Raw genomic sequence first — 12232 nt, 5'->3', positions numbered from 1 at the left:
TTAAATGAGGCGGCCTTGAGATTTTGAAGACTCTGCTTCAGCATTCATTTGCGAACGCTGACGTTCCATAAACTCTTTTAGAGTATCGATACCTCGTAGCTGCAAAATGGTGTTGCGCACAGCAGCTTCTACGAGAACGGCCAAGTTGCGACCTGCCGCTACCTGAATTTTGACAGTTCTAATGGCGACACCTAATACATCAATATGTTGGGTTTCTAAAGGCAGGCGTTCAAACTCACCATCATTGCGGCGAACTAATTGGACTATTAGGCGCAATTTTAATTTCCGACGTACGGCCGTTTCACCAAAGATTGTGCGGATATCCAATAAGCCCAGTCCACGAACTTCCAAGAGATTGCGCAGGATCACAGGGCAGCGACCCTCGATATAGTCTGGTCCGAGTCGAGCAAAGTCTACCGCATCATCAGCTACCAAACCATGGCCACGAGAAATCAGCTCTAAGCCTAATTCGCTTTTGCCTAAGCCGGACTCACCCATGATCAACACTCCTAAGCCCAGAATATCCATAAAGACGCCGTGCATCGTAATCTGGGGTGCGCCAATCTTAGTGAGGTAGGTACGAAGGTGATCAATCACCTCAGCAGCTGATATGGCTGTTGTAAAGAGTGGAGTAGAGGATCGTTGGCAGAACAGTTGTAGAGCGGCATCAGCTGCTTTACCGTCGGCCACAATAACGCAAGGCGGCATTTTAGAAATGAGGTCGAAGATTTGCTCTTCTCGCTGCTGCGTTTCAAGTTGAGCATGGTAGTTAATCTCCTGCTCACCAAAAATCTGAATACGACTTGGATGAATGAGATTTAAGTGGCCCACTAGGTCTGAGCTGGCTGCGGCAGCTTTAACAGCCTCTGGCGGAAATCGTCTGTCTGCACCTTCTAGTCCACCAATCCAAGATAGCTTTAGTTCAGAGACATTGTCATCAAAGATCTGCTGAGCGGTAACCCCTTCTAGGAGTAGAGGCTGAGTGGTCAAGTTGAGCCCCACGTTTGTAGGATTTCACACACCTTCTCTGGACTGCCCTCCGACGCAAGTAGCTTACGGGTATCCTGATCCGATAGGAGCTGTGCAATCGAGGACAAAATTTCTAAATGTTGCTGAGTTGCTTTTTCAGGAACAAGTAAAAAAATGAGGATAGATACAGCCTCTCCATCAGGTGCGGCAAATTCGATCGGCTCTTGTAGTTTGACGAATGCGGCGATCGGTTGTTTTAGGCCCTTTACGCGACCGTGCGGGATGGCAACACCGGCGCCTAGTGCGGTAGAGCCTAAGTCCTCACGCGCATTTAAAAAACTAACAATAGCCTCTGCTTCAAGACCTGCTTGTTTGGAGAATAACTGCCCTACGGCCGCAAATGCCTCAGTCCTATTTTTAGAAGGACTATTTAAGGCAATACGGTCTAAAGCGAAAAGATCGGTCAGGGCATTCATATCACTAGATTATAGGTGTCCTGATGCTTGAGATTACTCAAAATGTTTTTCGTGGTGATGATCTTGAATTTTTTCTTTGTGCTTTACAACTTGACGCTCAAGTTTATCTACTACTGCATCCATAGCGTGGTAGAGGTCAGCGTTATGTGCCTCGGCGAAGAGTTCCTTGCCTTTGAGATGAATGGTGATCTCGGCTGCTTGACGAAGATCTTTTTCTTTAGCGTTATCGACAATCAAAAATGCAGTGGCATCTAAAACGTGGTCAAAGTGCTTGCGAATTTTTTCTAAACCAGCCTCAAGGTGGGAACGCATGGCTGGAGTAACTTCAACATGTCGGCTATTAATTTTCAAATTCATCAGCAGCTCCTATTCATAGTAAAACAAAATGCGTGCGCAAATAATTACTCGGGGCGCGCAGTAGACCCCTGTAATGTTGTACTTGTTTATACGGAAATGAACTTCATGAACCTCCAGCGTATCAGCGATTTTGCTGAAAACCAAGGGGGCAGATCATGTTTATTTAATAAATACTCAAAAATCTCTGAATATTTACATGCGGAAGTTTTCGCCTAGATAGACTCTTCTGACGGCATCATTCTCGATAATTTGGTCTGGCTTGCCTTCCGCCAGGACGCTACCTTCGCTGATGATGTAGGCGTGGTCACAAATCCCCAAAGTTTCTCGAACGTTATGGTCAGTGATGAGTACGCCAATTTGGCGGTCTCTTAAGAAGCGCACAATCCGCTGGATCTCTCCAACCGCAATTGGGTCAACGCCAGCAAATGGCTCATCTAGCAAAATAAACTTAGGCTGGGAGGCTAGTGCTCTAGCAATCTCAACACGACGACGCTCCCCACCAGATAGGGAGAGAGCGGGGTTATCGCGCAGATGGCTGATTTGGAGCTCACCCAAGAGCTCATCTAAGCGATGTGCTATATCGGCCTTACTTAACGGTTTTCCACCTTGCACTTGCAACTCTAATACGGCTTGAATATTCTCAGCCACATTCAGCCTTCTAAAAACAGAAGCCTCTTGTGGGAGGTAGGATAGACCCATGCGAGCTCGTTCATGAATGGGTAGGCGCGTAATATCAGTACCATCTAAAACAATGCCTCCACCATCCAAAGGAACCAGGCCAACAATCATATAGAAAGAGGTTGTTTTGCCAGCCCCGTTTGGTCCTAGGAGTCCTACTACTTCTCCGCATTTCACCTCTACCGATACATCTCGAACTACTGTACGAGATCCATAGCGCTTTTGAAGGTGTTGGGCGCTTAAGGTTGCTGGTTTTTCAGTGCTACTGGAATTCGTGATCATTTCTCTAGTGTAGCTTTTCTTCTTGGTGAAAGGATGGCTCTAGCTAGTGGCAAGTCTTCTGCTTTGGCATTAGCAGGCGGCGAGACTTGATAGCGCTGCTGAACATCATCGTAGTCAATTTTCCAGCCATGTAATTGATCTAGCATTTGCATATTATGAAGACGCTTCAAGCTGGCATCACCAGTCAATGTGAGTAGCTCAGTTTTTGCATTGTAGGTAACCGTTTTGCCCCGACCTTGCATAAATTCATTAGCTGGTCCTTCGCGTCTTTGTCTAAAGCTGGCGGTAGATTCCGAGTTACCCTGAACATCAACGTATTCATAACCCTCGGGGTCGACTTTGATATTACCCTTAGCGCCAGTAATTAAAATACTGCCTTTGATTAAGAGTACTTCACCATCAAGCTCATAAAACTGTTGTACGTCGTTCACAGAAACTTTTTCCGCCTCCAAGACGATGGGTTTGTCTTGATCTGCTTTTTCAGCATGAGTAGTAAGACAAGTTCCCACTAGCGCAAACGCCATGAGCAATTTTTGCAATAGTTTCATTGCTGCGCCCCAGGTTGCACACGTTCGATACGACCTCTTACCTGCCCAGATAAAACCATACTTTGTTCGATGTTATTAAATACGCCGCCATCGGTTGAGTGCATCACAGAAACCCCTTGTTCCAGCGTAATGGGTTTATCTGTTTTGATAATGTCATCATTAATGAGTACTTTGAAATAAGAAGAGCGAGCAAGCATCCGCGGTCTTGCAGGCTCACTTGCCGAAGCAGCTTGTTGCGGTCGAAATATTTCGGCGTTATCAATCAGGTCCAAAATTGTTAGGTCGCCATCTAAATGGCCCTTGTCTGCTTTGACGGTCACCGGTGACTTTTCAGGCGGGAACAGGCGTATACGCGGTGTCTCAATATCGATTGAAGCATCATCATCGTAGTGAATCACTTTCTTGCCTAGCACACGATATTTAGTATCACCGGATTCATTGAGGGCAGATAAGGCGCCATTGCTAATAGTGTAGTCAGGCTCATGAAGGCGCACACGTTCAATTGCCGAATTTTCTGCTGGTGCATTTTTCTTAACTAACCAGAACGTGACGAGAGTGAGCGTGCCCATCAGAAGTAAAGGCATAAGACGTAAGGATGTACGCCAGATGCTCAGTTTGATTTTTTGGGTATTCAGCTCCATTGCAAGTTAACCTTAAGCGCGCGCCTGAGCGAGTAATTCCTCATAACGATTTTGCGCCTTCAAGATCAGATCACAGACTTCACGTACCGCGCCACTACCACCAGATCGAGTGGTGACAAAGTGAGCTATTTCTTTCACAGCGTCATGCCCTTGTGCTGGGCATATCTTCAAGCCTGCAGCCTTCATCATTTGAAAATCAGGCCAGTCATCACCCATAACAGCGCAGTCGGATGACTTCAGTCCAAGTGATTGCAAAATCTTTTCTAGGGCTGCAGCTTTATTTTCAACGCCCATGTGTACGTGCTTGATGCCGAGCTCATCGCAACGAGCCAAAACCATTTTGGAGCTACGTCCCGTAATGATCGCTGTCGGGATAGCTATTTTTTCTAATAACTTGATTCCCAAGCCATCCTGAATATCAAAAGCCTTCAAGGATTCTTTGCCATTTTCGCCAATAAAAACTTGGCCATTAGTCAAGACGCCATCGACATCTAGGACGAGAAGTTTTACTGTCCCAGCACGATCCCAGGCCTGCGGATATTGGCTCAGAGGATTGGTGTTGTGAGCGTGAAAGGCGGTTGGCATGTGAGTGGGTCAATCATGAATAAAAAAGTGGAAGGCTTAAATGACTTTGGCAGCAAATAAATCATGGAGGTTGAGTGCCCCAAGTAATGCACCTGCAGGATCGGTCACTACTAAATGATTGATGCGATGCTTTTCCATCATCTCGATAGCCTCTTCTGCTAATAACTCGGGCGGAATTGTGCGCGGCGCCGAAGTAATTGCTTTTTCTAAAGTGAGACCATCTAAATTGGTGCTTTTTTCAAGCAAGCGACGTAAGTCACCATCTGTAAAGATGCCGGCAACTTTGTTTGCTTTATCTAGAGTCACCACCATACCCATACGCTTGGCAGTCATCTCGAGTAAGGCATCTTGTAAGGAAGCGGAGATTGCAATCTTAGGAGTCTCATCAAAGCTACGCATGACTTCGCTGACATGCATGAGCTGTTTGCGACCCAAGCGGCCACCTGGGTGTGAGCGCTGAAAATCTTCAGCCTGAAAGCCACGAGCATCCAGAAGTGCAACAGCAAGGGCATCACCCATAGCGAGGGCTGCAGTTGTGCTGGTGGTTGGGGCAAGGTTAAGCGGGCAAGCTTCCTTCTCAACACTGGTATCTAAATGGGCATCCGCTAGCTTTGCCAGAGAGGAGTTTGGTGCGCCAGTTAGCGCAATGAGTTTTGCCCCAGTGCGCTTGACGATCGGCACGATAGTCAGTAGCTCATCAGTCTCACCGGAATTGGAGAGGGCAACAAAGACGTCATCACGTGTCACCATCCCCAGATCACCATGACTAGCTTCCGCGGGGTGAACAAAAAAAGCGGGGGAGCCTGTAGAGGCAAATGTCGCGGCAATCTTGCGAGCAATATGCCCTGACTTACCAATTCCAGAGACAACGATGCGGCCTTTGCAAGAATGGAGCAGATCAACTGCCAATACAAGGGCATCAGCGTCTGCACCTTCAAGGCGATCGCGCATAGTGTGCAGTGCAGCAGCCTCAATCGTGAGGGTGTCGCGTGCAAGCTTTAGGGTTCGGTCACGAGTCTTAGCTATCATGGGGTGAGTATATGCCGACAGTCCTTCAGTTAACTCTCATCTTGCTGGCCTCCGCAGTGGCCGGGGTAGTTATTTTCCGCTATTTTGGGCTACCCCCTATTTTGGGCTATCTAGCCATTGGCGTTCTCATTGGGCCGCATGCCCTAGGTTTAGCCAATGATTCCGCCACAGTCAAGTATTTGGCTGAATTTGGCGTGGTTTTCTTGATGTTCTCAATTGGCCTGGAATTCAACCTCCATAAGCTTCGAGCCATGCGGACTATCGTATTTGGCTTAGGCGGCAGCCAGGTCATTTTGACCATGCTCCTAGCGGTCCCAGCCAGTTTGCTGATGAACTGGATTTACCCTATTTCTTGGCAGGCTGCTATTGCACTGGGGGGTGCCTTAGCGATGTCCTCTACAGCTATCGTTACCAAGCTCATTTCTGATCGCTCCGAAATTGAAACAGAGCATGGGCGCAACATCATCGGCATTTTGCTCTTTCAGGACTTGGCGGTAGTTTTCCTGTTGATTTTGTTGCCCTCGCTTGGCAAGAATCCTGGAGATCTATTTTTAGCCCTGACTGCAGCATCAATCAAGATCACGGTAGCTCTGGTACTTATTTTTGTTATTGGCCAAACCTTGATGAGTCGTTGGTTCGGTTTGGTTGCCAAATTGCGGTCTCAAGAATTGTTCATGCTCAACCTCCTATTGATTGTTTTGGGGATGGCGGGACTGACTGAACACTTTGGCTTATCGCTAGCCTTAGGGGCTTTCTTGGCCGGGATGTTGATTGCCGAGACGCCTTATCGTCACCAAGTGGAGGAGGACGTTAAGCCATTTAGGGATGTGCTCTTGGGCCTGTTCTTTATTACTGTTGGTATGTTGCTTGATTTCGAAGTGATCTATCAGCAGTGGATGCTGGTCTTGCTCTTATTGATTGGCCCTCTGATTTTCAAGTTCGGCTTAATTGCATTGCTGTCACGTGCTTTTGGCTCAAGTCCTGGCATTTCTATTCGGACGGGTCTATGTTTGGCGCAGGCTGGTGAATTCGGTTTCGTACTCTTAAATCAAATTGATGGTTTGGATTTAATTGATCCCGCTTTGAGTCAGGCAGTATTGGCAGCAATGTTGCTGTCGATGTTTGGTGCGCCCTTCTTAATTCAATATAGCGATCGTATCGCGATGCGTTTTTCTAGCAATGAGTGGTTATTACAATCGCTCGCACTGACACGTGTTGCGGCAAAAAGTGTCCGCACAGAAAATCATGTGGTCATTTGTGGCTTTGGTCGCTCAGGCCAAAGCTTAGCCCGCATGCTCGATCAAGAAAAAATTCCTTACATTGCATTGGATATGGATCCTGATCGCGTTAAGGAAGCTGCCGCTGCTGGAGATAACGTGGTCTATGGTGATGCTAGTCGAGAAAATTATTTAGTTGCAGCAGGGTTGGCGAGAGCGAAGGCAGTAGTAATTACTTATGCAGATACACCAGCTAGCTTCAAAGTACTGCATCAAGTCGAGCACTTACGTCCTGGCATGACGGTATTGGTGCGCACTAAAGATGATGCAGATTTGGCCAAGTTACAAGCAGCTGGGGCGACCGAGGTGGTGCCAGAGTTGATTGAAGGTAGCTTGATGATGGCATCCCACGTCTTACTGATCATGGGTGTGCCTATGCGTAAGGTGGTGCGTCGCATTACTGGCGCGCGTGAAGCTCGTTACAGCCTTTTGCGCGGCTACTTCCGCGGCGTTAATGATGAGGTGGATACCAAGGAATCATGGCGCTTGCACTCAGTTACTTTATTGCCTGAGTCAGCCAGTATTGGACAAACGCTTGAAGAGTTGCATCTTGACAATGAAGGTGTAAGCGTCCAGGCAGTCAGACGAAAAGTGGATGGCTCTGACTACGTCAAATTGGCACTCACCCCAGACTTGCGTTTGCAAGCCAACGATATTTTGGTGCTGTCAGGCAATTCAGAGGCGACTGATTTAGCCGAATCTAAATTGCTCGGATGACGTCATTCAACTGACTCAGTAGAATTACTTTTTCTTTTTAGCAGGCGCTGGTTTGCGAATTAGCAGTGGTGCCAAGTAGTGACCGGTAAAGCTAGCCTCATTCTTCGCAACCTCTTCGGGTGTACCAGTAGCAATAATCTGCCCACCACCTGCACCGCCCTTAGGGCCTAAGTCAATAATCCAATCTGCCGTCTTGATCACATCTAAGTTGTGCTCAATGATGACAATCGTATTGCCTTGTTTCTTGAGGGTTTGAAGAACAGTCAGTAACAACTGAATGTCATGAAAATGTAAGCCCGTAGTTGGCTCATCTAAGATGTAGAGGGTCCTGCCGGTATCGCGTTTGGAAAGCTCTAAAGAAAGTTTGACGCGTTGCGCCTCGCCACCAGACAAAGTCGTGGCACTTTGGCCTAACTTCACATAGCCTAAGCCAACATCGAGCAAGGTTTTAAGTTTTCGCTTGACGATTGGAACGGCTTCAAAGAATTCATGGGCTTGTTCGATGGTCATCGACAGCACCTCATGAATATTCTTGCCTTTGTAACGAATGTCTAAAGTTTCGCGGTTGTAGCGTTTGCCGTGACAGACATCGCAAGGAACGTATACGTCCGGTAAGAAATGCATTTCTACTTTAATAACGCCATCACCTTCGCAGGCATCACAACGACCACCTTTCACATTGAAAGAAAAGCGTCCTGCTTCATAGCCGCGCTCGCGTGCAGCAGGCACACCACAAAAGAGTTCTCTGATCGGCGTGAACAATCCAGTGTAAGTAGCTGGGTTTGAGCGTGGGGTTCTACCAATCGGAGATTGATCTACGCTAATGACCTTGTCAAAATTTTCCAGGCCCTTAATCGCATCATACGCTGCTGGTTCGGCATTTGAACCATAGATGTGTTGCGCAACCGCATGGTGCAATGTGTCGTTAATCAGTGTCGATTTTCCAGAGCCAGATACGCCGGTGACACAGGTTAATAAACCGACAGGAATCTTGGCATGAACGGATTGTAAGTTGTTGCCCCTTGCGCCAATAATTTCTAAAAACTTGTCATTTACTGGAATGCGTTTTTCAGGAACGGCGATCCACTCCCGACCTGATAAATAGGCGCCTGTTAAAGACTTTGGATTAGCTTCGACTTCTGCAGGAGTGCCTTCAGCTACCACTTCACCGCCGTGCACTCCAGCACCAGGACCAATATCAATCACATAGTCAGAGGCGCGGATCATATCTTCATCATGCTCAACCACCAGAACGCTATTACCCAAGTCACGTAAATGCTTCAGGGTACCGATGAGTCTATCGTTATCACGCTGATGCAATCCAATGGAGGGTTCATCCAATACATACATGACACCAGTCAGGCCAGAGCCAATCTGTGATGCCAGGCGAATACGCTGAGCTTCACCACCAGAGAGGGTATCTGCACTGCGCTCTAATGAGAGGTAGTCTAAGCCGACATCGTTTAGGAATCGTAGACGTGAACCAATTTCTTTCACAATCTTATCGGCGATTTCTCGTTTAGCACCTTTGAGTTCTAAGGATTCAAAATATTCTTTGGCTTCTTTCAAGGGGAGTGCGCTGATTTCATAAATTGCACGTGATTGCTTACCATCACCCACTTTGACAAAACGCGCTTCTTTACGTAAACGACTACCACTGCATGATGGGCAGGTCTGTACATTTTGATAACGTGATAATTCTTCTCGAACGGTTGCCGAGTCCGTCTCGCGATAGCGGCGCTCAAAATTAGCAACAATGCCTTCAAAGGCATGTTGACGAACGCTATTTTTGCCACGTTCATTGATGTATTCGAATGGAATGGTGATATCACCAGAGCCTAACAAAATCAGATCTTGTTGTTTCTTACTGAGGGTCTCGAAGGGTGTCTCGACATCAAACCCGCCATGCTTGGCGAGTGTTTGTAAGAGCTTGAAGTAAAACTGATTACGACGATCCCAACCTTTAATTGCGCCAGAGGCTAGCGATAAGTCTGGGTGAGCAACAATGCGCTTGGGATCAAAGAAAGACTGATGGCCCAAGCCATCACAAGAAGGACATGCGCCCATCGGGTTATTGAAAGAGAAGAGGCGTGGCTCAAGCTCTTGTAATGAATAGGAGCAAATTGGGCAGGCAAACTTGCTGGAGAAAATCATCTCTTTGCCAGTATCCATATTGACAATCATGGCCTTGCCGTCGGCAAGACGGAGGGCGGTCTCAAAAGATTCCGCTACACGCTGCTGAATATCTGGACGCACTTTAATGCGATCTACGACCACTTCAATTGAGTGCTTGTCATTCTTCTTTAATGCCGGCAATTGATCCACTTCAAAGATCTCTGCCTTGGCTGTATTGGTTGTTCCTCCACCAGAGCGCACACGAAAGCGGACAAAGCCTTGCGCCTGAAGATCTTGGAATAAGTCCACGAACTCACCTTTACGCTCGCTAACCACGGGAGCTAAGATCATGAGCTTAGTGTCTTCTGGCATAGCTAAAACGGTATCAACCATTTGAGAAACGCTTTGCGCCTCTAATGGAAGATCATGGTCTGGACAATGCGGGGTTCCAGCGCGTGCAAATAACAAGCGTAGGTAATCGTGAATTTCTGTGACCGTACCCACGGTCGAACGCGGATTATGGCTAGTAGCTTTCTGCTCAATCGAGATCGCTGGTGATAGCCCTTCAATCGTATCAACATCAGGCTTTTCCATCAGCTGTAAAAATTGGCGGGCATAAGCAGATAAGGACTCTACATAGCGACGCTGACCTTCGGCATACAGGGTGTCAAAAGCCAATGAGCTTTTACCTGAGCCAGATAGGCCGGTCAAAACGACCAATTTCTCTCTAGGGATATCTAGATTGATGTTTTTGAGGTTATGGGTGCGGGCACCGCGGATCTTGATTTCGTTATTCATGATTTTTTAGCGTAACTTGTTAATATAGCTCTTTCCCATGAATCCTTCTGAACTTCGCTCCACTTTGGCCTTAGCCGGCATCTTTGGCCTTCGTATGTTGGGCCTATTCCTGCTTTTGCCAGTTTTTAGTATTCACGCGCGGGGATTACCTGGTGGCGAGCATGCGCTGTGGGTTGGCCTGACTCTGGGGATCTTCAATATTGTTCAGGCCTGCTTTTATATCCCCTTAGGCCGCCTTTCTGACCGCATTGGACGTAAACCAGTTGTTTTGTGGGGCCTGTCCCTATTTGTTGCCGGTGCTCTGATTTGTGCTGCAAAGGATGACCTTCTTTGGATTGCCATCGGGCGCGGCATCATGGGCGCTGGCGCAGTTTCAGCTGCTATTTCAGCTTGGGTCGCTGACCTCACTCGTGAACAGGCACGCACTCGTGCAATGGCGCTTGTCGGCGGTAGCATTGCCCTCTCCTTTGCTCTATCACTTGTCATTGCTGCACCCATTTATCGGGTTATGAGTTTGAGTGGCATTTTCCTGGTCTTAGCTGTTTTGGGTGTATTTGCAATGTTTGTGACCTTTTACATTTTGCCAAGCAACAAGGTAGAAGCTAGGGTGGAGCAAGCCTCATTAAAAGAAGTTTTCTTTATCCCTGAGTTAATGCGCTTGAATTTTGGCGTATTGTTATTGCACGCAACACAAGTCGCTATGTTTCTAGTGATGCCACATTTATTGGTGGAGGCGGGTCTACCGCTAACTGAGCATTGGAAAATATATTTATCAGTTGTCCTACTGTCATTCTTAATGATGGCGCCAATTTTAATACTTGGTGAGAAGCGTCAGCGTCTGCGACCAGTTTTTTTAATAGCAATCATTTTTCTTGTAATTGCTGAGCTTTTGTTCTCGCAGGCAAGCTCAATTATCTTCATAGCCCTCTCCTTGTTAATTTACTTTATTGGTTTTAACCTTTTGGAAGCCTTATTGCCCTCCTTAGTGTCGCGTTTTTCGAATCAATCAAAGGGAACTGCCTTGGGTATTTTCAATACCACCCAATCGATTGGTTTATTTTTTGGGGCTGCTGTAGGGGGTTATTTAATTGATGCCCTTGGCGATATGGCGGTCTTTAAAATCAGCGCAGCGCTACTATTGTGCTGGCTTATAATTGCTTGGTTCATGGGCGAATTGCCTGCGAAAGTAGTGGATTCAAAGAATGCGGCAGAAGTAAAGACATAACTTTTAGCAGTAATAACAGCAGTATTTTTCTTCGGGAGACAACATGGCTTCGGTAAATAAGGTCATCATCGTAGGTAACGTAGGACGTGATCCAGAAACGCGTTATATGCCCAGCGGCGACGCGGTAACTAATATTTCAGTAGCGACATCGGATCGTTATAAAGATAAGCAGTCTGGCGAAATGAAAGAAACCACAGAATGGCATCGCGTTGCATTCTTTGGGAAGCTTGCAGAGATCGCTGGTCAATACCTCAAAAAAGGTTCACAGGTTTACGTAGAAGGTCGTTTACGCACCCGTAAATGGACTGATGCTAGCGGCCAAGAAAAATATTCCACTGAGATCGTTGCAGAAACAATGCAAATGCTAGGTGGCAAGCCAGTAGGTGGCAGTGGTGATGGTGGTGAAGGCTATAGCCGCTCAAAGCCGGTTGAGAACTCTGCGCCAGCGTCTTCTAATGCAGCATCCCTTGGCGCAATGGATGACGATATCCCATTTTAAGGATTGCGTTCATTCGTTTTACCCAAGATAAAAAGC

At 47.1% G+C, this 12232-nt stretch carries 12 protein-coding genes; 3 read left to right on the top strand and 9 right to left on the bottom strand.

The window, feature by feature from the left end:
* From hprK to ICN27_RS09570, 8 genes are all read right to left on the bottom strand, one after another.
* A complete protein-coding gene (hprK, locus tag ICN27_RS09605) occupies window positions 1-990 on the bottom strand; it encodes an HPr(Ser) kinase/phosphatase (protein ID WP_216269865.1) in 990 nt (329 codons plus the stop codon).
* Window positions 987-1445, bottom strand: a complete 459-nt coding sequence (locus ICN27_RS09600) for a PTS sugar transporter subunit IIA (protein ID WP_216269864.1) — start codon at window positions 1443-1445, stop codon at window positions 987-989. Before ICN27_RS09600 ends, hprK begins: the two co-directional genes overlap by 4 nt.
* A gap of 33 nt (window positions 1446-1478) precedes the next feature.
* Window positions 1479-1802, bottom strand: a complete 324-nt coding sequence (gene hpf, locus ICN27_RS09595) for a ribosome hibernation-promoting factor, HPF/YfiA family (protein WP_215308501.1) — start codon at window positions 1800-1802, stop codon at window positions 1479-1481.
* A gap of 192 nt (window positions 1803-1994) precedes the next feature.
* On the bottom strand, window positions 1995-2762 hold the full coding sequence (gene lptB / locus ICN27_RS09590) for an LPS export ABC transporter ATP-binding protein (RefSeq protein WP_216269863.1): 768 nt from the start codon (window positions 2760-2762) through the stop codon (window positions 1995-1997).
* Window positions 2759-3310 carry a lipopolysaccharide transport periplasmic protein LptA gene (lptA, locus tag ICN27_RS09585; protein ID WP_215308499.1) on the bottom strand — a complete coding sequence of 184 codons (552 nt, stop codon included), beginning with the start codon at window positions 3308-3310 and terminating at the stop codon, window positions 2759-2761. Before lptA ends, lptB begins: the two co-directional genes overlap by 4 nt.
* Complete coding sequence (gene lptC, locus ICN27_RS09580; RefSeq protein ID WP_216269862.1) at window positions 3307-3951, bottom strand: LPS export ABC transporter periplasmic protein LptC; 645 nt, start codon at window positions 3949-3951, stop codon at window positions 3307-3309. The genes lptA and lptC overlap by 4 nt, the downstream gene beginning before the upstream one ends.
* Window positions 3952-3963: 12 nt before the next feature.
* On the bottom strand, window positions 3964-4536 hold the full coding sequence (locus ICN27_RS09575) for an HAD family hydrolase (RefSeq protein WP_216269861.1): 573 nt from the start codon (window positions 4534-4536) through the stop codon (window positions 3964-3966).
* 36 nt (window positions 4537-4572) lie between these two features.
* Window positions 4573-5565: an SIS domain-containing protein gene (locus tag ICN27_RS09570; protein ID WP_216269860.1), complete on the bottom strand. Its 993-nt coding sequence runs from the start codon at window positions 5563-5565 to the stop codon at window positions 4573-4575.
* An 11-nt stretch (window positions 5566-5576) separates the two neighbouring features.
* Between ICN27_RS09570 and ICN27_RS09565 the strand changes: the two genes are divergently transcribed.
* A complete protein-coding gene (locus tag ICN27_RS09565; RefSeq protein WP_216269859.1) occupies window positions 5577-7559 on the top strand; it encodes a monovalent cation:proton antiporter family protein in 1983 nt (660 codons plus the stop codon).
* Window positions 7560-7583: 24 nt separating this feature from the next.
* Here ICN27_RS09565 and uvrA read toward each other — a convergent pair whose 3' ends face one another.
* The gene (gene uvrA / locus ICN27_RS09560; protein WP_216269858.1) at window positions 7584-10472 is read right to left on the bottom strand and encodes an excinuclease ABC subunit UvrA; all 2889 of its coding nucleotides are present in this window, start codon (window positions 10470-10472) and stop codon (window positions 7584-7586) included.
* Between the two features lie 37 nt (window positions 10473-10509).
* Here uvrA and ICN27_RS09555 point away from each other — a divergent pair, with 37 nt between their 5' ends.
* Together ICN27_RS09555 and ssb are read left to right on the top strand one after the other, a co-directional pair.
* Window positions 10510-11697, top strand: coding sequence for an MFS transporter (locus ICN27_RS09555; protein ID WP_216269857.1), 1188 nt, complete (start codon window positions 10510-10512; stop codon window positions 11695-11697).
* Between the two features lie 43 nt (window positions 11698-11740).
* Complete coding sequence (gene ssb / locus ICN27_RS09550) at window positions 11741-12196, top strand: single-stranded DNA-binding protein (protein WP_216269856.1); 456 nt, start codon at window positions 11741-11743, stop codon at window positions 12194-12196.
* Window positions 12197-12232: the final 36 nt, after the last annotated feature.

The sequence above is a fragment of the Polynucleobacter sp. Nonnen-W13 genome (assembly GCF_018881735.1).
Classification (GTDB): domain Bacteria; phylum Pseudomonadota; class Gammaproteobacteria; order Burkholderiales; family Burkholderiaceae; genus Polynucleobacter.
Note: the sequence above shows the minus strand (reverse complement) of the source record. Positions and strands in the feature narration are given on the sequence as shown.

What these genes read in the sequence shown, in the direction of transcription:
- hpf (WP_215308501.1), bottom strand. Translation starts at nt 1,802, where the DNA reads ATGAATTTGAAAATTAATAGCCGACATGTTGAAGTTACTCCAGCCATG.
- ICN27_RS09555 (WP_216269857.1), top strand. Translation starts at nt 10,510, where the DNA reads ATGAATCCTTCTGAACTTCGCTCCACTTTGGCCTTAGCCGGCATCTTT.
- ssb (WP_216269856.1), top strand. Translation starts at nt 11,741, where the DNA reads ATGGCTTCGGTAAATAAGGTCATCATCGTAGGTAACGTAGGACGTGAT.
- lptA (WP_215308499.1), bottom strand. Translation starts at nt 3,310, where the DNA reads ATGAAACTATTGCAAAAATTGCTCATGGCGTTTGCGCTAGTGGGAACT.
- ICN27_RS09600 (WP_216269864.1), bottom strand. Translation starts at nt 1,445, where the DNA reads ATGAATGCCCTGACCGATCTTTTCGCTTTAGACCGTATTGCCTTAAAT.
- lptC (WP_216269862.1), bottom strand. Translation starts at nt 3,951, where the DNA reads ATGGAGCTGAATACCCAAAAAATCAAACTGAGCATCTGGCGTACATCC.
- uvrA (WP_216269858.1), bottom strand. Translation starts at nt 10,472, where the DNA reads ATGAATAACGAAATCAAGATCCGCGGTGCCCGCACCCATAACCTCAAA.
- ICN27_RS09565 (WP_216269859.1), top strand. Translation starts at nt 5,577, where the DNA reads ATGCCGACAGTCCTTCAGTTAACTCTCATCTTGCTGGCCTCCGCAGTG.
- ICN27_RS09575 (WP_216269861.1), bottom strand. Translation starts at nt 4,536, where the DNA reads ATGCCAACCGCCTTTCACGCTCACAACACCAATCCTCTGAGCCAATAT.
- ICN27_RS09570 (WP_216269860.1), bottom strand. Translation starts at nt 5,565, where the DNA reads ATGATAGCTAAGACTCGTGACCGAACCCTAAAGCTTGCACGCGACACC.
- lptB (WP_216269863.1), bottom strand. Translation starts at nt 2,762, where the DNA reads ATGATCACGAATTCCAGTAGCACTGAAAAACCAGCAACCTTAAGCGCC.